This window comes from Streptococcus infantis (assembly GCF_047465525.1).
Lineage (GTDB): Bacteria > Bacillota > Bacilli > Lactobacillales > Streptococcaceae > Streptococcus > Streptococcus infantis_R.
Map to the genome: position 1 here is coordinate 18,652 of NZ_JASGZS010000008.1, position 18,352 is coordinate 37,003.

The 18,352-nt window shown below is 39.4% G+C and carries 24 protein-coding genes and 1 pseudogene; 21 read left to right on the forward strand and 4 right to left on the reverse strand.

All coding sequences use genetic code 11. The features are described from left to right. Positions 1 to 12: 12 nt before the first annotated feature. From QM374_RS04060 to dnaJ, 8 genes are all read left to right on the forward strand, one after another. On the forward strand, positions 13 to 333 hold the full coding sequence (locus tag QM374_RS04060) for a PadR family transcriptional regulator (RefSeq protein WP_045763631.1): 321 nt from the start codon (positions 13 to 15) through the stop codon (positions 331 to 333). Continuing rightward, positions 333 to 908: a DUF2812 domain-containing protein gene (locus QM374_RS04065; protein WP_414310949.1), complete on the forward strand. Its 576-nt coding sequence runs from the start codon at positions 333 to 335 to the stop codon at positions 906 to 908. The genes QM374_RS04060 and QM374_RS04065 overlap by 1 nt, the downstream gene beginning before the upstream one ends. A 34-nt stretch (positions 909 to 942) precedes the next feature. After that, a complete protein-coding gene (locus tag QM374_RS04070; protein ID WP_414310950.1) occupies positions 943 to 1,449 on the forward strand; it encodes a DUF2812 domain-containing protein in 507 nt (168 codons plus the stop codon). Between the two features lie 166 nt (positions 1,450 to 1,615). Beyond that, positions 1,616 to 2,650, forward strand: a complete 1,035-nt coding sequence (gene hrcA / locus QM374_RS04075) for a heat-inducible transcriptional repressor HrcA (protein WP_000255788.1) — start codon at positions 1,616 to 1,618, stop codon at positions 2,648 to 2,650. A 26-nt stretch (positions 2,651 to 2,676) separates the two neighbouring features. Next, a complete protein-coding gene (gene grpE / locus QM374_RS04080; protein WP_045763635.1) occupies positions 2,677 to 3,192 on the forward strand; it encodes a nucleotide exchange factor GrpE in 516 nt (171 codons plus the stop codon). A gap of 319 nt (positions 3,193 to 3,511) precedes the next feature. Continuing rightward, on the forward strand, positions 3,512 to 5,335 hold the full coding sequence (gene dnaK / locus QM374_RS04085) for a molecular chaperone DnaK (RefSeq protein ID WP_016466797.1): 1,824 nt from the start codon (positions 3,512 to 3,514) through the stop codon (positions 5,333 to 5,335). A gap of 208 nt (positions 5,336 to 5,543) precedes the next feature. Next, on the forward strand, positions 5,544 to 6,176 hold the full coding sequence (locus QM374_RS04090; protein ID WP_414310951.1) for a DJ-1/PfpI family protein: 633 nt from the start codon (positions 5,544 to 5,546) through the stop codon (positions 6,174 to 6,176). 199 nt (positions 6,177 to 6,375) lie between these two features. Continuing rightward, positions 6,376 to 7,512, forward strand: a complete 1,137-nt coding sequence (gene dnaJ, locus QM374_RS04095; protein ID WP_060955286.1) for a molecular chaperone DnaJ — start codon at positions 6,376 to 6,378, stop codon at positions 7,510 to 7,512. A 201-nt stretch (positions 7,513 to 7,713) separates the two neighbouring features. Here dnaJ and QM374_RS04100 read toward each other — a convergent pair whose 3' ends face one another. The 3 genes from QM374_RS04100 to QM374_RS04110 all read right to left on the reverse strand — a co-directional run bounded on the left by QM374_RS04100 (position 7,714) and on the right by QM374_RS04110 (position 9,160). Further along, positions 7,714 to 8,373, reverse strand: a complete 660-nt coding sequence (locus QM374_RS04100; protein ID WP_414310952.1) for a hypothetical protein — start codon at positions 8,371 to 8,373, stop codon at positions 7,714 to 7,716. 79 nt (positions 8,374 to 8,452) lie between these two features. After that, positions 8,453 to 8,740: a hypothetical protein gene (locus tag QM374_RS04105; protein ID WP_414310953.1), complete on the reverse strand. Its 288-nt coding sequence runs from the start codon at positions 8,738 to 8,740 to the stop codon at positions 8,453 to 8,455. 9 nt (positions 8,741 to 8,749) lie between these two features. Then, positions 8,750 to 9,160: an HIT family protein gene (locus QM374_RS04110; RefSeq protein WP_414310954.1), complete on the reverse strand. Its 411-nt coding sequence runs from the start codon at positions 9,158 to 9,160 to the stop codon at positions 8,750 to 8,752. A gap of 67 nt (positions 9,161 to 9,227) precedes the next feature. On the opposite strand from QM374_RS04110, the gene QM374_RS04115 reads away from it, so the two are divergent. Beyond that, positions 9,228 to 9,959 carry an ABC transporter ATP-binding protein gene (locus tag QM374_RS04115; protein ID WP_414310955.1) on the forward strand — a complete coding sequence of 244 codons (732 nt, stop codon included), beginning with the start codon at positions 9,228 to 9,230 and terminating at the stop codon, positions 9,957 to 9,959. After that, positions 9,956 to 11,005 (forward strand): ABC transporter permease, encoded by a 1,050-nt coding sequence (locus QM374_RS04120; protein WP_414310956.1) that lies wholly within the window; start codon positions 9,956 to 9,958, stop codon positions 11,003 to 11,005. Before QM374_RS04115 ends, QM374_RS04120 begins: the two co-directional genes overlap by 4 nt. A gap of 177 nt (positions 11,006 to 11,182) precedes the next feature. Here QM374_RS04120 and QM374_RS04125 read toward each other — a convergent pair whose 3' ends face one another. Further along, entirely contained in the window at positions 11,183 to 11,512 is a 330-nt protein-coding gene (locus QM374_RS04125) for a hypothetical protein (protein ID WP_049549671.1), read from the reverse strand. 278 nt (positions 11,513 to 11,790) lie between these two features. Between QM374_RS04125 and QM374_RS04130 the strand changes: the two genes are divergently transcribed. From QM374_RS04130 to QM374_RS04180, 11 genes and pseudogenes are all read left to right on the forward strand, one after another. After that, entirely contained in the window at positions 11,791 to 12,129 is a 339-nt protein-coding gene (locus QM374_RS04130) for a LytTR family DNA-binding domain-containing protein (RefSeq protein WP_248034717.1), read from the forward strand. A gap of 4 nt (positions 12,130 to 12,133) precedes the next feature. After that, positions 12,134 to 12,871, forward strand: coding sequence for a response regulator transcription factor (locus QM374_RS04135; protein ID WP_414310957.1), 738 nt, complete (start codon positions 12,134 to 12,136; stop codon positions 12,869 to 12,871). A 13-nt stretch (positions 12,872 to 12,884) separates the two neighbouring features. Then, positions 12,885 to 14,234 carry a sensor histidine kinase gene (locus tag QM374_RS04140; RefSeq protein WP_414310958.1) on the forward strand — a complete coding sequence of 450 codons (1,350 nt, stop codon included), beginning with the start codon at positions 12,885 to 12,887 and terminating at the stop codon, positions 14,232 to 14,234. Positions 14,235 to 14,335: 101 nt separating this feature from the next. Further along, positions 14,336 to 14,692: a hypothetical protein gene (locus QM374_RS04145; RefSeq protein WP_414310959.1), complete on the forward strand. Its 357-nt coding sequence runs from the start codon at positions 14,336 to 14,338 to the stop codon at positions 14,690 to 14,692. A 199-nt stretch (positions 14,693 to 14,891) separates the two neighbouring features. After that, positions 14,892 to 15,044, forward strand: a complete 153-nt coding sequence (locus tag QM374_RS04150) for a hypothetical protein (RefSeq protein WP_148131794.1) — start codon at positions 14,892 to 14,894, stop codon at positions 15,042 to 15,044. Beyond that, entirely contained in the window at positions 15,041 to 15,445 is a 405-nt protein-coding gene (locus QM374_RS04155; RefSeq protein WP_414310960.1) for an immunity protein, read from the forward strand. Before QM374_RS04150 ends, QM374_RS04155 begins: the two co-directional genes overlap by 4 nt. Before the next feature lie 184 nt (positions 15,446 to 15,629). Next, positions 15,630 to 15,803, forward strand: coding sequence for a hypothetical protein (locus QM374_RS04160; RefSeq protein WP_414310961.1), 174 nt, complete (start codon positions 15,630 to 15,632; stop codon positions 15,801 to 15,803). A 355-nt stretch (positions 15,804 to 16,158) separates the two neighbouring features. After that, positions 16,159 to 16,470, forward strand: coding sequence for a role in replication (locus tag QM374_RS04165; RefSeq protein ID WP_414310962.1), 312 nt, complete (start codon positions 16,159 to 16,161; stop codon positions 16,468 to 16,470). A 225-nt stretch (positions 16,471 to 16,695) separates the two neighbouring features. Next, complete coding sequence (locus QM374_RS04170; RefSeq protein ID WP_414310963.1) at positions 16,696 to 17,385, forward strand: lysostaphin resistance A-like protein; 690 nt, start codon at positions 16,696 to 16,698, stop codon at positions 17,383 to 17,385. 41 nt (positions 17,386 to 17,426) lie between these two features. Further along, the gene (blpZ, locus tag QM374_RS04175) at positions 17,427 to 17,675 is read left to right on the forward strand and encodes an immunity protein BlpZ (protein ID WP_414310964.1); all 249 of its coding nucleotides are present in this window, start codon (positions 17,427 to 17,429) and stop codon (positions 17,673 to 17,675) included. Positions 17,676 to 17,705: 30 nt separating this feature from the next. Beyond that, positions 17,706 to 18,316: pseudogene (locus tag QM374_RS04180) on the forward strand (lysostaphin resistance A-like protein). Positions 18,317 to 18,352: the final 36 nt, after the last annotated feature.

Sequence of the window (18,352 nt, forward strand, 5' to 3'; positions counted from 1 at the left end):
AGGTCTGGTTAAATGGAATTAACAGATAAGATTAGGCGTGTCTACCTTCCCATGACTGAAACGGGATTTTATATTCTGTTCTGTCTGCAAAAGGAGAACCATGGCTATGGTATTACGCAAAAGGTCAAAGAAATGACAGATTCGCAGGTTTCGATTAGTCCTGGAACTATGTATGGAACCCTGTCAAAGATGGAAAAGGATGGTTTGATTTCCTTTGTCCGAGAAGAGGAAAAACGAAAAATCTATCAGATAACAGACTTAGGAAGAAAAGTTTTAGACATTGAGTTGAAACGTATTGAACGGCTCTACAGAAACAGTCGGGAGGAGCTTTGATGGAAAAGAAAGTTGTTTATAGGATTTGTACCATTGCGGATTATGATAGAGAGGCTCTCTATCTCAGAGAAATGCATGCTGAGGGCTGGAAACTTAAGGAAGTAAGTTACTCTAACTTAGTAGTTGCGGTTAAGTATAGTTTTGAAAGGTGCCAACCGGAGCAGGTGGTTTATCAGTTGGATTTTTATCCTATGAAAAAGTCAGAGAGAGCTTCCTATTTACAACTGTTTAAAGATTGTGGCTGGGAGCATATTACAGACTTTAATGGTTTTTCCTACTTTAGAAAGCTTTATTCTGGAGTTGAGTCGGATGCCGAGTTTGAAATTTATAATGATGCAGCTGGGAAGTTAGCAATGGTCAAGAAGATTTTAACAATGCGGATGCTTCCTATCTTGCTTCTCTTTTCAGCGCTACTACCGGTTTTCTCAAAGTTACTCAGTGGAAGAGGTTCTTTCAGTTGGGGAATGTTTTTGATTGTTTGTATAGACTGTACTTTATTGATAGTTTTTGCGTTTCAGATTTCTTATATTTTTTGGAGATTGTTTCAAAAGTGGAAAGAATTATCTGATAAATAAAACCATGCTTGTTTTCTAATTTGGAGGTCAGACAATGAATAGCAAAGTACAATTTCGAATGTTTACCATTTTTGATTTGGATAAGGTGGAAGATTATTTGCATGAGATGCATTTGAAAGGTTGGAAATTTAAATCGAATCGTTTTGGTTTTTTCTATTTTGAACAATGCCGACCAGATGATGTGGTTTACTGTGTATGGAATACTAGCTATCTTAGAAAAAATGAGGTCGATTTACAAAGTATTAAGGATAGAGGATGGGAATTTGTGGAACGATGTCCTTATTCTGTTTTTCGAAAGGTAACTGATAATTTAGTTCCGAACGATCAATTTTTCATGGACAATCGTCTTAGATGGGATGGTGTGAAATCTGGACTTCGTACAGCTACAGTTTCTATCTCTGGTGGTCTTGTTGTTTGTATGAGTCTGTTTCGCGAAAGTCTCTCTCAGTCTTTTTTCGTTATTTTTGCCCTATATGCTCTCATGATTTCTTATCTAATTTATAGTTTTTACAGACTTAGACGAAAATATCTGGTTGATTGACATTAGTTTCTAGGTCCTTAGACCGATTTTTAGCACTCTTGATAAAAGAGTGCTAATTTTTTGAGTTTTTGTCTTGACATTCTTTTCTAAGGGTGTATAATAGAATCATAAGTTAGCACTTGGATGTATCGAGTGCTAAAACGATCTATCAGAGAGGAGTAGCGAGATGGTTACAGAACGTCAGCAGAATATTTTAAATCTGATTATTGACATCTTTACCAAAACGCACGAACCTGTTGGATCTAAGGCCTTGCAAGAGTCTATCAACTCTAGTAGTGCTACTATTCGAAATGATATGGCAGCTCTAGAAAAGCAAGGTTTACTTGAAAAGGCTCATACTTCCAGTGGTCGGATGCCGAGTGTGGCTGGATTTCAATACTATGTCAAACACTCCCTATCCTTTGACCGTTTAGCTGAAAATCAAGTTTATGAGATTGTAAAAGCCTTTGATCAAGAATTCTTCAAGCTTGAGGATATTCTTCAAGAGGCAACGAAAATCTTGGCAGACTTGAGTGGTTGTACGGTTGTAGCACTGGATGTAGAACCAAGTAGGCAGAAGCTAACAGCTTTTGATATTGTTGTCCTCGGGCAACATACAGCTCTGGCAGTTTTTACGCTTGATGAGTCTAGAACAGTTACCAGTCAGTTTTTGATTCCGAGAAATTTCTTGCAGGAGGATTTGAATCGCCTCAAGACCATGATTCAAGAACGTTTCCTGGATCAGACTGTTTTGGATATTCACTATAAGATTCGGACAGAGATTCCGCAGATTATCCAACGTTACTTCACAACAACGGATAATGTTATGGATCTCGTCGAACATATCTTCAAAGAAATGTTCAATGAAAATATCGTGGTTTCTGGCAAAGTCAATCTCTTGAATTTTGCGAATCTAGCAGCTTATCAATTCTTTGATCAACCACAAAAGGTGGCTTTGGAAATTCGAGAAAATCTGATTGGCGACCAGATGCAAAGTGTCCGAGTTGCGGATAGCCAAGAATCCTGTTTAGCTGACTTAGCAGTGATTAGCAGTAAGTTCCTGATTCCCTATCGTGGATTTGGAATCCTTGCGATTATAGGTCCCGTTAATCTGGATTATCAACAATTGGTCAATCAACTCAATGTAGTTAATCGAGTTTTGACTATGAAGTTGACGGATTTTTACCGCTATCTCAGCAGCAATCACTATGAAGTGAATTAAGATTGAAATCATTAAAGGAGGCGAAAATGGCCCAAGATATTAAAAATGAAGAAGTAAAAGAAGAGGAAGTTGTGGAAACAGCTGAAGAAACAACTCCTGAGAAGTCTGAATTGGACTTGGCAAATGAACGTGCCGAAGAATTTGAAAACAAATATCTTCGAGCTCATGCAGAAATGCAAAACATTCAGCGCCGTGCCAATGAAGAACGTCAACTCTTGCAACGCTATCGCAGCCAAGATTTGGCAAAAGCAATCTTGCCATCACTGGATAACCTCGAACGTGCCCTTGCCGTCGAAGGTTTGACAGATGATGTGAAGAAGGGATTGGAAATGGTCCAAGAAAGTTTGGTACATGCTCTGAAAGAAGAAGGAATTGAAGAAATTCCAGCAGATGGTGAATTTGACCATAACTACCACATGGCCATTCAAACAGTTCCAGCAGATGACGAACATCCAGCAGATACCATCGCACAAGTCTTCCAAAAAGGCTACAAACTCCATGACCGTATCCTAAGACCGGCTATGGTAGTGGTTTATAACTAGGCAATTCTGACGGTAGCTTAAGCAACTCGTCGTCGAAATAATATCGATTTCGACTCCTCGTGTCGTAACATAATAGAAACCTTGTCCGAAACGACACTAAACTATGAAAGAAAGATAAGAGGCAAGCTGGAGGCTTGCAAAGCAGATATTTTCCGCCGTGGTGAAAGTTTCAGTAGCTTGTGCTACTGAAACAGGGGATTTTTGAGACAGTAGGCTCAAAAATAAGTGATGAAATCCCGAAGGGAGTTGCTCACGTCCCCACCACTTAAGGGAAAATATCAAAAAGAAAAAAAGAAGATAAATTTAAGGAGAAAGACACATGTCTAAAATTATCGGTATTGACTTAGGTACAACAAACTCAGCAGTAGCAGTTCTTGAAGGAACTGAATCAAAAATCATCGCAAACCCAGAAGGTAACCGCACAACTCCATCTGTAGTTTCTTTCAAAAACGGTGAAATCATCGTTGGTGACGCTGCGAAACGTCAAGCAGTAACAAACCCAGATACAGTGATTTCTATCAAATCTAAGATGGGTACTTCTGAAAAAGTTTCTGCTAACGGTAAAGAATACACTCCACAAGAAATCTCAGCTATGATTCTTCAATACTTGAAAGGTTATGCTGAAGAATACCTTGGTGAAAAAGTAACTAAAGCAGTTATCACAGTTCCAGCTTACTTTAACGATGCTCAACGTCAAGCAACTAAAGACGCTGGTAAAATCGCTGGTCTTGAAGTAGAACGTATCGTCAACGAACCAACTGCAGCAGCTCTTGCTTACGGTTTGGACAAGACTGACAAAGAAGAAAAAATCTTGGTATTCGACCTTGGTGGTGGTACATTTGACGTATCTATCCTTGAATTGGGTGACGGTGTCTTCGATGTATTGGCAACTGCAGGGGATAACAAACTCGGTGGTGACGACTTTGACCAAAAAATCATCGACCACTTGGTAGCAGAATTCAAGAAAGAAAACGGCATTGATTTGTCAACAGACAAGATGGCCCTTCAACGTTTGAAAGACGCGGCTGAAAAAGCTAAGAAAGACCTTTCTGGTGTAACTTCAACACAAATCAGCTTGCCATTCATCACTGCTGGTGAAGCTGGACCTCTTCACTTGGAAATGACTTTGACTCGTGCGAAATTTGACGATTTGACTCGTGACCTTGTAGAACGTACAAAAGTTCCAGTTCGTCAAGCTCTTTCAGATGCAGGTTTGAGCTTGTCAGATATCGACGAAGTCATCCTTGTCGGTGGTTCAACTCGTATCCCTGCCGTTGTAGAAGCTGTTAAGGCTGAAACTGGTAAAGAACCAAACAAATCAGTGAACCCTGATGAAGTTGTTGCTATGGGTGCTGCTATCCAAGGTGGTGTCATCACTGGTGACGTCAAAGACGTTGTTCTTCTTGACGTAACTCCATTGTCACTTGGTATCGAAACAATGGGTGGAGTATTTACAAAACTCATCGACCGCAACACTACTATTCCAACATCTAAATCACAAGTCTTCTCAACTGCAGCAGATAACCAACCAGCCGTTGATATCCACGTTCTTCAAGGGGAACGCCCAATGGCAGCAGATAACAAGACTCTTGGACGCTTCCAATTGACAGATATCCCAGCTGCACCTCGTGGTATCCCACAAATCGAAGTAACATTTGACATCGATAAGAACGGTATCGTATCTGTTAAGGCCAAAGACCTTGGAACTCAAAAAGAACAAACAATCGTTATCCAATCTAACTCAGGTTTGACAGACGAAGAAATCGATCGCATGATGAAAGATGCAGAAGCTAACGCTGAAGCAGATAAGAAACGTAAAGAAGAAGTAGACCTTCGTAACGAAGTAGACCAAGCTATCTTTGCGACTGAAAAGACTATCAAGGAAACTGAAGGCAAAGGCTTCGACGCAGAACGTGACGCTGCCCAAGCTGCCCTTGATGATCTTAAGAAAGCCCAAGAAGATAACAACTTGGACGAAATGAAAGCAAAACTTGAAGCATTGAACGAAAAAGCTCAAGGCCTTGCGGTTAAACTCTACGAACAAGCCGCAGCAGCGCAACAAGCTCAAGCAGGAGCAGAAGGCGCACAAGCAACAGGAAATGCAGGCGATGACGTCGTAGACGGAGAGTTTACGGAGAAGTAAAACAATCCAGTGGATTGTTTTAGCGGAACCTCTTGAAATAAAGAAAGGTTCCGAGATTTTAGGATTCCTTTAATCCGAAAATCAATTCAGCCTTACTAGTTCAAAAACAAAGTATAATCGACTTTGTTTTTGAACGTCGTAATGATAAGAAGAAATCCAGAGGTTGTAACCCAGCCTCTGTTTTTCGGTAAAATAGAGGATGTTACGTATGAAAAAAGTACTTTGTATCATTTATCCTAATTTTTCTCTCTATGAGATAACCGCTTTAACAAGTACTTTAGCTCTGTCTTTTGACGTCACGATTGATTATGTCGCTTCAGATCATTCGATAGTGGTCTCTGAGGATGGTTTGCCCTGTCAACCGACGAAAACACTAGATCAGATTCGTATAGAAGATTATTCTTGTATCATTTTGCCAGGAATGGTAAACATAGGTCCTGCTCTACGCGATGAGAAATTGATTTCGTTCTTGAGGAACCTTGGTGAGCAAGATATCCTAATTGCCGCCATTTCTTCAGCGCCTCTTTTATTGGCGAAAGCGGGTTTATTGCAAGATACGAAATTTACAGGTGGCATTTGGCAAAATTTCTTTGACTATTTTGAATTTCTTCCTCGTGAGAATTTCCAACCGAAAGTCCTTGTGCAAGATAAACAGATCATTACGGCTATAGGATTCGCACATCAAGAGTTTGCAAGGAAAGTGATTCTAAGTTTAGGGTTGGCAGAGAATACGGACAACTATTTTAAAGAAAAAAACGAGTACTCTGAAGAGGATTTGATATTTACTCTATCGGACCAAGAGTTTGATCAAGTGAAGCAGAGTATAGAAAACAGCCTCTAAAGATTTACTTATAAATTATAGAAAGGAACAAAGAGCGTTCGGGGAATTGTAGCCGAGCTCTGAAGTTTCTTACTCAATATGAAAGAAAGGAAATGAACCCGACCTAAATTCTCGGAAAAAAGATAAATCTGTCTAGGAGCATCGCTCCTGCGTCAGATTTCCTATTTTTCAGTCGAATTTTACGGTCTTGGTATCTTAAATGAACAATACTGAATTTTACGACCGTTTGGGCGTTTCGAAAAATGCATCTCAAGATGAGATCAAGAGAGCCTATCGGAAATTATCTAAAAAATATCATCCAGATATCAACAAGGATCCTGGAGCTGAGGACAAGTACAAGGAAGTTCAAGAAGCTTATGAAACTTTGAGCGATGAACAGAAACGTGCTGCCTATGACCAATACGGTGCTGCGGGTGCCAATGGTGGTTTTGGTGGTGCTGGCGGTTTCGGTGGTTTCGATGGAGCAGGTGGTTTTGGCGGATTTGAAGATATCTTCTCAAGCTTCTTTGGTGGTGGCGGTGCATCACGTAATCCAAACGCCCCTCGTCAAGGTGACGACCTCCAGTATCGCGTTCATTTGACTTTTGAAGAAGCTATTTTTGGTACAGAAAAGGAAGTCAAATACAATCGTGAAGCAAGCTGTCGTACTTGTAATGGGTCTGGTGCCAAACCTGGAACAAGTCCAGTTACTTGTGGACGCTGTCATGGTTCAGGTGTGATCAATGTTGATACCCAAACACCTCTTGGTATGATGCGTCGCCAGGTAACCTGTGATGTCTGTCATGGCCGTGGTCAAGAAATCAAAGATCCATGTACAACCTGTCATGGAACTGGTCATGAAAAACAAGCCCATAGCGTACACGTAAAAATCCCTGCTGGTGTGGAAACAGGTCAACAAATCCGCCTAGCTGGTCAAGGTGAAGCTGGCTTTAATGGTGGTCCTTATGGTGACTTGTATGTAGTAGTTTCGGTGGAAGCAAGTGATAAGTTTGAACGTGAAGGAACTACTATCTTCTACAATTTGAACCTTAATTTTGTTCAAGCAGCACTTGGTGATACAGTAGACATCCCTACAGTTCATGGTGATGTAGAATTAGTCATTCCAGAAGGAACTCAGACTGGTAAACGATTCCGCCTACGTGGTAAAGGTGCGCCTAGCCTTCGTGGTGGTGCCCTTGGTGACCAATACGTTACTGTCAATGTTGTTACCCCAACAGGTTTGAATGACCGCCAAAAAGCAGCCTTGAAAGAATTCGCAGCTGCAGGTGATTTGAAAGTAAATCCAAAGAAAAAAGGCTTCTTTGACCATATTAAGGATGCCTTTGAAGGAGAATAAAGCATAAAGTAAAAAGAGCCTTCGGGCTCTTTTTCGTGCAATCGTTAGAATGTTATACTCAATGAAAATCAAAGAGCAAACTAGGAAGCTAGCCGCAGGTTGCTCAAAGCACTGCTTTGAGGTTGCAGATAGAGCTGACGTGGTTTGAATTTGATTTTCGAAGAGTATTAGCATGGGAGAAATCATTCTCAGACTAGTCTGTTATTGATATCTTTGAGTGAGTAAGCCAGCCTCATCCATATCCTGGATGAGTTGCCTGAGTTCCGCTTCCTTACCAGGTTTCACGGTGACGGTATCAATGTGCTTAATTGCCGAATTATCCTGAATATCCACCAAGGTCAAAGCTTTTTCATAGAATGCGATTCCCTTTTTCATGCTTTCCGAATCCTGCCAAGAGAGAATAAAGTAAGAAGGATTTGATTTCTTTCCGATTTCTTGGAAATATTTCCTGCTTTCCTCCTCTAAAAATTGGAATAAACCATGATTGAATAAGTTGTCTTCTACTGAATGGTAGGAAATATCTCCTGTGTTTAGGACATAGACTTTGAGTCGGTTTTTAGTCAGGTTAGGACTTTCTTTTAGGACGGGGTGGCTATTGATAACTTCATCAGAGAATGTCACATAAAAATCTAAGCCTCCACCCTCGAATTCATAGTGTCCATCTGATTCTACTTTTTCAGGAGGTAGGTCAAGGGAGATAAAGATTTGTTTTAAGGCTTCATTTCCTTTTCTGATGTCACTCGGTGAGGCCTTGAACAGATTGGCCAGTATTAGAAATGCTAGGGCTGCAAGAAGGCAGAGGCCACTACAAATGATCAGGATGATACGCGTCAGAACTTTAAACAACTGTTTCATTTTCATGCCCTCCCTGGTCTACTAAGATCTGCTAACCCAAAATGAATTTAAAAGGGAAATAAGGAAAGTTGGAGTTTTCCTCTCCTTAGTTTTCTTCAGTTTCTTGTAATTCTTTTATCACACTAAGTCTTGCTTGAAGGTCTTTTTCTAGGACTTTAAACTTATAGGTCAAATCTTTTTGATATTCCTTGATGAGTTCTTTTTGTTGGTCGATAATTTGCAGGCTATCTTGGATGATATCCAAGTCATCCTTAATGGCTTCAACGCGATCAGTAGTATCTAAAACTTCTTCAGTGATAGCTTCACGATTTTTAACGAGGAGGTAGGAACCAACTGCAGAGCCTGCAAAAAGTAGTAAGTTTGATAGTTTCATAGTGACTCCTTAAGCATTTTTGATAGTTTCAGCGACTTGGGCAAGTTTGTCGAAGTCTGGTTCGTGTGCGATAAAGTCAATCTTGAGGTCGTCATCTGCACTGTAACGAGGAACAAGGTGGACATGGGTATGGAAAACAGTTTGTCCAGCTACTTCCTCGCAGTTGGCGATGATATTCATACCTTCAGCTTTAGTAGCTGCCATGACTTTTTGAGCGATCTTTGGTACTTGTGCGAACAGTTGGCTAGCGCTTGTAGCATCCATTTCTAAAAGATTGCGATGGTGTTCTTTGGGTACGACCAAGGTGTGACCAGGGGTCACTTGTGAGATATCAAGGAAGGCAAGAACTTGATCATCTTCGTAAACCTTTGATGCGGGAATCTCCCCTGCGATAATTTTACAAAAAATGCAATCTGACATAAAATCTACCTCTACTGTATTGAATTTTGATATAATATAGCTACATTATACCAGATTTGGAGAAAATATGTTAGAAATTAAAAACCTGACTGGGGGCTATGTTCATGTTCCTGTCTTGAAAGATGTGTCCTTTACAGTCCAGAGTGGGCAGTTGGTCGGTTTGATCGGTCTCAATGGTGCTGGGAAATCGACGACCATCAATGAAATTATCGGTTTGTTGACACCTTATAGTGGAGAAATCAACATCGACGGGCTAACCTTAGGTGCCAATCCTCGTGAATATCGACAGCAGATTGGTTATATTCCTGAAACTCCTAGTTTGTACGAGGAATTGACTCTCAGAGAACATATCGAGACGGTTGCCATGGCCTATGGTATTGAGCAAAATCTAGCTTTTGAACGTGTAGAACCGCTTTTAAAAATGTTCCGTTTGGATCAGAAATTAGACTGGTTCCCAGTTCATTTTTCAAAAGGGATGAAGCAGAAGGTCATGATTATCTGTGCCTTTGTCGTGGATCCTAGTCTCTTTATCGTCGATGAACCTTTCCTTGGTCTTGATCCTTTGGCGATTTCTGACTTGATTCAGCTTTTAGACGAAGAAAAGAAAAAGGGGAAATCGATTCTCATGAGTACCCACGTTCTTGACTCTGCTGAAAAAATGTGTGATTCTTTTGTCATTCTTCACAAAGGACAAGTGAGAGCTAAAGGGGATCTTGAAGAGTTGAGACAAGCTTTTGCTATGCCTCAAGCAAGTCTCAATGATATCTATTTGGCTTTGACCAAAGAGGAGGACCGATGAAAGACTTGTTTCTAAAGCGAAAGCAGGCTTTTCGTAAAGAGTGTGTCGGTTATCTGCGCTATGTGCTCAATGACCACTTTGTCTTGTTTTTACTGGTCTTGGTAGGTTTTCTAGCCTATCAGTATAGTCAACTGCTCCAGCATTTTCCTGAGAATCACTTACCAATCCTATGTTTAATTGGGATTGTCTCTGTTTTACTCATGCTTTGGGGTGGAATCGCGACCTATGTGGAAGCGCCTGATAAGCTCTTTCTCTTAGTAGCTGAAGAAGAAGTGAGAGAACACATCCAGAAGCAAAGTCTGGTCTCCTTCATCTTTTGGGTCAGTGTACAGACTCTCTTTTTGCTTCTTTTTGCCCCTCTATTTTTAGCCATGGGCTTGGGCTTAGGTGTTTTTGGGTTCTATGTTCTTCTTTTGGGAGTCGGGAAATATTTCCTATTTCAGAAAAAGACTGGCAAGTTTTTTAGTGCAAATCATCTGGACTGGGACTATGTGATTGCCCAAGAAAGTAAACGCAAGCAGTTCTTGCTTCGTTTCTTTGCCCTCTTTACCCAAGTTAAGGGAATTTCAAACAGCGTCAAGCGACGAGCTTATCTAGACTTTATCCTAAAAGCAGTTCAGAAGGTGCCGAGCAAGATCTGGCAGAACCTCTATCTTCGTTCTTATTTGCGAAATGGAGATCTTTTTGCCCTCAGTCTTCGTCTCCTCTTCCTATCTTTGCTGGCGTTGATCTTTATCGAGCAAGCTTGGATAGCGACAGCAGTGGTAGTTTTATTTAACTATCTCCTACTCTTCCAGTTGCTGGCCCTCTATCATGCCTTTGATTACCAATATTTGACTCAACTTTTCCCGCTAGACAAGGGGCAAAAGGAAAAAGGGTTACAGGCGGTTGTCCGAGGATTGACTGGTTTTGTTTTATTGGTTCAACTGGTAGTTGGGTTGATCACCCTCCAAGAAAAACTAGCCCTTCTAGCCCTCCTTGGAGCTGGACTGGTCTTACAAATTTTGTATCTCCCTTATCAGGTGAAACGTCAGATGCAGGACTAATACTCTTCGAAAATCTCTTCAAACTAGGTCAGCATCCATCTGCAACCTCAAAGCAGTGCTTTGAGCAACCTGCGGCTAGCTTCCTAGTTTGCTCTTTGATTTTCATTGAGTATAACATTGCTTATATGATACTAAAAAAGAAGTTGAGTTCAATCTGTCTCAGCTTCTTTTTAGTTACTACAAGATAAGGGTTGGCCCGTAGAGACTCAACTTGGTTTTGACTTGGTCAAAGTGGAAGCGGTCATAGGCTCTCCAAGCGGCACGGGTAGGGGCATCTGGATTGAGAGCACTGAGGCCCATGAGAAGACTGGAAGTTTGGTAAAATTTTTCCAGCTCAATCAAGAATCGATTATCCACTGTCTCAGCTTTAGAGAGAAAGCAGAGGATATTGTCCAGTTGCTCCTGGAAACGGACATCGTCAGTTGTTGCCTGTTTGCAGACTTGGTAGGCTTTGTTTAACTCAGTTATCAGTGTCTGAGCTCTTTTGATTGGGTCTGTTTCTGTCATGAGAATTCCTCCTTTGTGATGGTTTTAAAGTTGTTTTAAGCCTTTGTCTTTCTATAATCCTAGCCTATCACTTTTTACTCTTTTTTTACCTACAAATCTTTAATTGTTATTGAAATTTCCTGAATGGTAATAGCGGGATTTTATGATAAAATAGTTGTAAGGTTATCATGGTTATTTAGTAAAAAATTCAACACTTTAGGAATTTTTGAGGACCGTTTAGGATTTGGTGAAAATTAGTTGCTAGACTTATGATATCCTCTCTACAGGAGGTTTTATCCATGAACTATATCATCATCCAAAAAGAGAAAGAAATTTTTAAATTAAACATAAAGGATATCTACTATATCCAAACGCATCCAAGTAAAGCCCATACCGTGCAGATTTTTACTAAAGAAGCTAGCTTTGATCTGTTTCAAAATTTAAGCAAGCTTGAGAAACAATATGGGGAAACCTTAACGAGATGTCATCGGAATTGTCTGGTCAACCTTGAACGAGTAAAATCCATGGAACTCCAATCAAAGACTCTTTTTCTTGGAGAAGAAGGTCGATATGCTGTTCAGTATTCCAGACGTCGTTATAGAGAAATTCGCCAAAAATGGTTGAAAGAAGGAGAGTAAGAAGATGAGAATTTTTGTTTTAGAAGATGATTTTTCCCAACAAGCAAGAATTGAAACGACGATTGAAAAACTTTTGAAAAAACAGAGTATCATTCCCAGTTCTTTTGAAGTTTTTGGCAAGCCAAACCAACTGCTGGCAGAGGTGCATGAGAAGGGGGCGCATCAGCTTTTCTTTTTGGACATTGAGATTCGAAACGAAGAGATGAAGGGTCTGGAAGTGGCTAGAAAGATTCGGGATCGGGATCCTTATGCCCTGATTGTCTTTGTGACGACTCACTCAGAGTTTATGCCCCTGTCTTTTCGCTACCAAGTTTCAGCTTTGGACTACATTGATAAGGCCTTGTCGGCAGAGGAGTTTGAATCTCGTATCGAGACAGCCCTCCTCTATGCCAATAGTCAAGATAGTAAAAGTCTGGCGGACGATTGCTTTTACTTTAAATCAAAATTTGCTCAATTCCAGTATCCTTTTAAAGAGGTTTACTATCTCGAAACGTCTCCAAGACCCCATCGTGTTATTCTCTATACCAAGACGGACAGGCTGGAATTTACGGCTAGTTTAGAGGAGGTTCTCAAGCAGGAGCCACGTCTCTTGCAGTGCCATCGCTCCTTTCTCATCAATCCAACCAATGTGGTTCGTTTGGATAAGAAAGAGAAACTCCTATTCTTTCCCAATGATGGAAGCTGTCTAATCGTACGTTATAAGGTCAGGGAAGTGTCTGAGGCTATTAATAACTTACACTGAGCTAGGAGAGTTTATGAATATTGCTTGGATATTGTTGTACACGCTTGTTACTAATGGATTAAAAATTGTCATATTCTTTAAGGTAGATGGAATTGGTCTCACTTTTGAGAGGATTTTTAAGGCTTTTCTTTTGAAATTTCTTCTAGCGGCCATTTTTGCAACTTTTCAATTTTTAGTTGTGAGTGACTATCTGTCATATTTTATAGAACCCTTGTTCGGCATAGGCTTATCTTTCTTATTGTTAAGAGGGCTTCCTAAAAAACTCCTTTTCTTTTATGGCCTCTTTCCAATAATATTGGTGAATCTCTTTTACAGAGGAGTTTCCTATTTTGTACTTCCATTTTTGGGGCAAGGGATTGTAGATGGAGATGGAAATCCTCTCTTTTTGTTGATTATGATATTCGTTTGCTCCATAGTCTTAGTCTTTTTGAAATGGTTAGATTATGATTTTACTAGCTTGAGAAGGGAGATTCTAGATAAAGATTTTCAAAAGTCCCTGACTAAGATTAACTGGATAATGGGAGCCTACTATCTAGTGATGCAAAGTTTGTCTTATTTAGAATATGTACAAGATATTCAATCAACGACTATTCGCCATTTCATTCTAGTATTTTATCTACTCTTTTTTATGGGGATTATCAAGAAGCTGGATGCTTATTTGAAGGACAAACTCCATGAGAGACTGAACCAAGAACAGGACTTGCGCTATAGAGATATGGAACGCTATAGTCGGCATATAGAGGAGCTTTACAAGGAAGTGCGGAGTTTTCGCCATGACTACACCAACCTCTTGACCAGCTTACGTCTGGGCATTGAAGAGGAGGATATGGAGCAGATAAAAGAGGTCTACGACTCCGTCTTAAAGGACTCTAGCCAAAAATTGCAGGACAATAAATATGACCTTGGCAGATTGGTGAATATTCGGGATCGTGCCCTTAAAAGTCTCCTAGCAGGAAAATTTCTAAAAGCCAGAGAAAAGGATATTGTCTTTAATGTCGAAGTTCCTGAGGAGATTCAAGTCGAGAGTATGAGTCTGCTTGATTTTCTGACTATTGTGTCTATCCTTTGTGACAATGCCATTGAAGCTAGTGCAGAGGCCAGTCAGCCTCGTGTCTCAATCGCCTTTATAAAAAATGGAGCACAGGAAACCTTCATCATTGAAAATTCCATCAAAGAAGAGGGTATAGATGTTTCTGAAATCTTCTCTTTTGGAGTTAGTTCTAAAGGGGAGGATCGAGGTGTTGGTCTTTATACTGTCATGAAGATTGTGGAAAGTTATCCCAATGCCAGTCTCAATACCACCTGTCAAGATCAAGTCTTTCGTCAGGTTTTGGCGGTTCATTTGCTGTCAAGTTCTGATTAGAGAATGTGTGAACAAGAGGACCTAGGCATTTTAGGTTGAAAAACATTGCAACGATTTGTCCTTATCCAGCCTGATTTTTTATAATATTCGAGGAAAAACAAATGAACCAGAAATCTTATTTTATAGCTTGTTCTGTACTGATCATCCTATCAAATCTTCTCATGTTTTCTCTAGTCAATGAGGGAGAAGGTACAGGAGCTAATCTGATAATAATTGTTGCAACCTGTGTCTTGCTGCCAGCCTTTTTACATGCAGTTGAAAATCAGCAGACATCATTGGTTAGGGCAGAATCCTTGCTCCTCATTCAGATGGCAGTGGTTTCCTTAGTCCGTCTCATCAGCCGAATAGAGAGGACACCTGAAATCTTACATACAGGCCTCACCCTTCTAGTTTTATCAAGCTGGATAGCCTTTCTCGTCCTAGCTATCATGAGAATGTATCAGAAAAAAGGGAAGTAAAGTTAAGTACATTTTGATTTGTTAGGTTTTATTAGGGCAAGCATATTTTCACTGCTTGCTTTTTTCATTTTTTCTACAATTTAGGAGGTTTTAATGACCATTCATGATTTTGAGGAATTAAGTTCAAAAGGAGTGCTATACTAGCAGTGTAAAGGATATAGCTCAACTGAAATAAAGCACACATTTAGGAGGAAATCTTATGAAGCAAAAAATACTTGTCATTTTCATCTTGTATCTAATCATGTCTCCGCTTGGGGAGAGTAATTGGTATCATTTATTTTATACCATAGCCTATCTGATTGCAGTTATGATCTATTTTGCTATCATTAAAAAGAAAGGAGTAAAGAAATGAAAACTTTTCTTTCAAAAAAACGAAACATCTTCCTAGCTAGATTGTTCCTAGGTCAGTTACCTGTACTGATCTCTACTTATTTATTTCTATCTCGTCAGTTTTTACATTTTTCCTTGGTTTTCCAATTGCTTCTAGTGATTATCAACTTGGCTTCTATTTTGGTGATTGTTTACCTCACTAGAGAAATGAGAGTGAGAAAGTTTGAAGATGATGAGTTGGTCAATCCTAGAACCAATCAACTCATGTTCATCGGATTGACAGGTTTTATGTCTATTATCGGTTTGTATAGAGGTATGACGGCGGCAGAATCCTATCAACAACTGATTGGTTATATTGCTTCTGTTCTCTGCTTATTCATCATGCTGCTGCTCATTTGGGGCTTGAAGTATTATAAAAAGTAAGATAAAAAAAGAACTTACAGGCAGTGTTTTCAGACTGCTGGTCTTTTTAAGAAAAGTTCTTGCAATTTAAGAGTTTTTGATGACCGTTTAAGATTTGGATGCAAAGCCTAAAAAAGTAGTGCTATACTAAAAGTGAAAAATCACAAGGATACCAATGCTAAACTGAAATAAAGGAGTGATTCTTATGGCGAAAAAAATAATTACGATTGTCATCTTGTATGTAATCATGCAAACTTGTCTTTATCCGCTTAGGGGAAATGAGTGGTATTATGTAATGGATGCACTAGCATACTTTGCTTCGGTTTATATCTTCGTTCAGTCCAATAAAAAATGGAGAAAAAGCCACTTTGAATCTTGAACATAGAAGTTTTATAGGTCTGGAATAGATCATCAAAATAAGATGGATGATTTTAAAATAATATCTGCTAAGGATCATCTGTAAAATGCAAAATTCTTGCATCCTTATTTTGATGATTCTAAAAGGAGGAATCATATGAAAAAGTATGTCGAATTGTTAGATTTATTTGCTCGAGTTGTAATAATATTGCTATCTCTTGTTCTTTGTATAAGAGTACTCATGATTTCAACAGAGCTCTGGAGACATGTCCTTGTACTGGTAAGTACCCCTGTTACGATCTATAGTCTGCTAAAACATAGACCAGGCAAGAAGAACATAAAAACCCTGTGAGAATCTTAAAAGAAAGATTAAAAAGATGCAAGCAAAATATAAAAATCAAATAGTAGAAGTTTGGGAAATTGGTAAAGATACTCCTAAACCAAGTTGGGTAGAAGACGCCTTTCAAAAGAATTACATAGTATGGCTAGACAATCATGTCCGAATTTTAATGGCAGGGCTTCAGTCTTCTCTTGCAACCAATCTCAAAATTGGCCTAGTCGGAACGGCAGGAGGAGGTTTTGCTGGTTATAGTATGTATGTCCTTGGCTATCCAGGAGATTATCTTGACCTCACAAATCATAGAGTGGTATCTGCCACAACTTTTCATCGAGACTATCAAGTTTTATAAAATGATCGTGTGGGAAAAGGATGATTGTTCTATTGAAAAGACTTGGCTACGACTAGACGGAAAACGAGTGACTAGCTAGGTACAGTTTCGAACAGTAACAAAATTAGACTACGGTGGAGAAGTATTAGCCTGTCAAAGGTTTAGTGAGAACTACAGAGACTGAATGCTGGAGGATTAAATGATAATTGTTGATAGTTACGATAGCAAAGCCATTAGGGAGTTTCTGTGAAAAAATATTCTATTCTTTTCAAAACAAGTGCCATTCTTTCTTATTTGTTTCTGTTTTTCGGATTGTTTTGGACAACCCAATTTTGGAGAAATTATTGGGAGTTCTCGTCTTGGGTAGGAAATCTTATCTGGATTCGAAACATCATCAGTCTTCTCTTTATCGGTTTGATGATGTGGTTCTTGGTTAGGTCGGGCCATGCTTATCTCTTTCGTATCCCTAGGAAAAAGTGGTTGAGTTATTCTGTTCTGACGATGTTAGCAGCTGTCGTTCTTATAAGCTTTAACTATCTGACAGCTAAACATGTTCAGGGGACAAACGAAGGTTGGAATTTGTTTATTGCTTATAGTGAGACCAATTTTGCAGAGTTCGGAGTTTACCTAACCTTAATCGTACTAGGGCCTCTGATGGAAGAATTGGTATGTAGGGGACTGCTTCAACATGCCTTCTTTAAGAATTCAAGATGGGGACTGGATATTCTATTTCCGTCAGTCCTATTTGCCTTGCCTCACTTTTCTAGTTTGCCAAGTCTACTAGACATCCTGGTTTATACAGCAGTTGGATGTATATTTGGTGGTTTGACACGATATACCAAGACTATCTATCCTTCTTACACGATTCATATTGTTAATAATATCATCGCAAACTTACCATTTTTGCTCACTTTTCTACATAGGGTCTTGGGGTAAAAAACCAAAAGGCTTGCTTTTCAGCCATAGAGGAGGTTATCATGTATAAACACTTATTTTTCCTAGATTCAAAAACCTTAGACTGGTTGACACCTTATATTCTAGTCTTGGCTTCTGACACTATTGCCTTTAACGTTTTTGTGCTAACCTTTGTATCTGTGGTGGTCTTTTATTTTCTGAATCCCATGCTAGCTTTTATAGCTATATTCTTAGGGGCTGGCTATGTGGTCGGATTTTGGTTATTAAAATGGTTTGTTTTGGAAAGGCTAGAACTAAAGGATGATGTGTAGGAAAGTCTGTTTGGTGAGGAGGATAGTTTTATGGAGTTTTTTAATAAATTTCATGCCTTTTTTTTGGATTTTTAGTACTAATAATCGTAATTGCAGTTCCTTATACGATTAACCATGGGGATTTTTTTCAAAATGAATCTGCATTGATTATTGTAAGTCTTCTTGTAACCGCGCTGAGTGTTGCTTATGCTAGAAAGTTTGAAATGATTTCTTTTGGGATGTTAAGCAAGAAACAACCTTTACTTTTCATTGCAATCTTTCTTCTAAGTGTGCTTGAGACGCTAGTTTATATTCATTTCTTCGCTGTTTCTTCTGGAGCAGGAGTTCAACACTTGGAGGAAGTCAGCAAAGGAATTTCTCTGTCTTTGATTTTGACTACCTCAGTTTTTGGACCAATCCAGGAGGAACTCATTTTCAGGGGACTTCTTCAGGGGGCTATATTTGAAAATTCTTGGTTAGGACTTGTTCTAACTTCCTCTCTTTTTTCTTTCATGCATGGACCTTCTAATGTCCCTTCGTTTATTTTTTATCTACTTGGGGGCTTGTTGCTGGGCTTTGCTTATAAAAAGAGCCAAAACCTATGGGTTTCTACTCTAGTCCATATGTTTTACAACAGTTGGCCACTCTTATTTTATTTATAAAAATCATGAAAGGTAAGTAGGAGATTGTGCTTACCT

Bases quoted from the DNA above. Each gene is read 5' to 3' on its own strand.
- QM374_RS04125 (WP_049549671.1), bottom strand. From the start codon at position 11,512: ATGACAGAAACAGACCCAATCAAAAGAGCTCAGACACTGATAACTGAG.
- QM374_RS04150 (WP_148131794.1), top strand. From the start codon at position 14,892: ATGAAGCAAAAAATACTTGTCATTTTCATCTTGTATCTAATCATGTCT.
- QM374_RS04155 (WP_414310960.1), top strand. From the start codon at position 15,041: ATGAAAACTTTTCTTTCAAAAAAACGAAACATCTTCCTAGCTAGATTG.
- QM374_RS04060 (WP_045763631.1), top strand. From the start codon at position 13: ATGGAATTAACAGATAAGATTAGGCGTGTCTACCTTCCCATGACTGAA.
- QM374_RS04160 (WP_414310961.1), top strand. From the start codon at position 15,630: ATGGCGAAAAAAATAATTACGATTGTCATCTTGTATGTAATCATGCAA.
- QM374_RS04110 (WP_414310954.1), bottom strand. From the start codon at position 9,160: ATGTCAGATTGCATTTTTTGTAAAATTATCGCAGGGGAGATTCCCGCA.
- QM374_RS04115 (WP_414310955.1), top strand. From the start codon at position 9,228: ATGTTAGAAATTAAAAACCTGACTGGGGGCTATGTTCATGTTCCTGTC.
- blpZ (WP_414310964.1), top strand. From the start codon at position 17,427: ATGTATAAACACTTATTTTTCCTAGATTCAAAAACCTTAGACTGGTTG.
- QM374_RS04100 (WP_414310952.1), bottom strand. From the start codon at position 8,373: ATGAAAATGAAACAGTTGTTTAAAGTTCTGACGCGTATCATCCTGATC.
- QM374_RS04165 (WP_414310962.1), top strand. From the start codon at position 16,159: ATGCAAGCAAAATATAAAAATCAAATAGTAGAAGTTTGGGAAATTGGT.
- QM374_RS04130 (WP_248034717.1), top strand. From the start codon at position 11,791: ATGAACTATATCATCATCCAAAAAGAGAAAGAAATTTTTAAATTAAAC.
- QM374_RS04105 (WP_414310953.1), bottom strand. From the start codon at position 8,740: ATGAAACTATCAAACTTACTACTTTTTGCAGGCTCTGCAGTTGGTTCC.
- QM374_RS04065 (WP_414310949.1), top strand. From the start codon at position 333: ATGGAAAAGAAAGTTGTTTATAGGATTTGTACCATTGCGGATTATGAT.
- QM374_RS04135 (WP_414310957.1), top strand. From the start codon at position 12,134: ATGAGAATTTTTGTTTTAGAAGATGATTTTTCCCAACAAGCAAGAATT.
- grpE (WP_045763635.1), top strand. From the start codon at position 2,677: ATGGCCCAAGATATTAAAAATGAAGAAGTAAAAGAAGAGGAAGTTGTG.
- QM374_RS04090 (WP_414310951.1), top strand. From the start codon at position 5,544: ATGAAAAAAGTACTTTGTATCATTTATCCTAATTTTTCTCTCTATGAG.
- dnaJ (WP_060955286.1), top strand. From the start codon at position 6,376: ATGAACAATACTGAATTTTACGACCGTTTGGGCGTTTCGAAAAATGCA.
- QM374_RS04145 (WP_414310959.1), top strand. From the start codon at position 14,336: ATGAACCAGAAATCTTATTTTATAGCTTGTTCTGTACTGATCATCCTA.
- QM374_RS04140 (WP_414310958.1), top strand. From the start codon at position 12,885: ATGAATATTGCTTGGATATTGTTGTACACGCTTGTTACTAATGGATTA.
- dnaK (WP_016466797.1), top strand. From the start codon at position 3,512: ATGTCTAAAATTATCGGTATTGACTTAGGTACAACAAACTCAGCAGTA.
- hrcA (WP_000255788.1), top strand. From the start codon at position 1,616: ATGGTTACAGAACGTCAGCAGAATATTTTAAATCTGATTATTGACATC.
- QM374_RS04120 (WP_414310956.1), top strand. From the start codon at position 9,956: ATGAAAGACTTGTTTCTAAAGCGAAAGCAGGCTTTTCGTAAAGAGTGT.
- QM374_RS04070 (WP_414310950.1), top strand. From the start codon at position 943: ATGAATAGCAAAGTACAATTTCGAATGTTTACCATTTTTGATTTGGAT.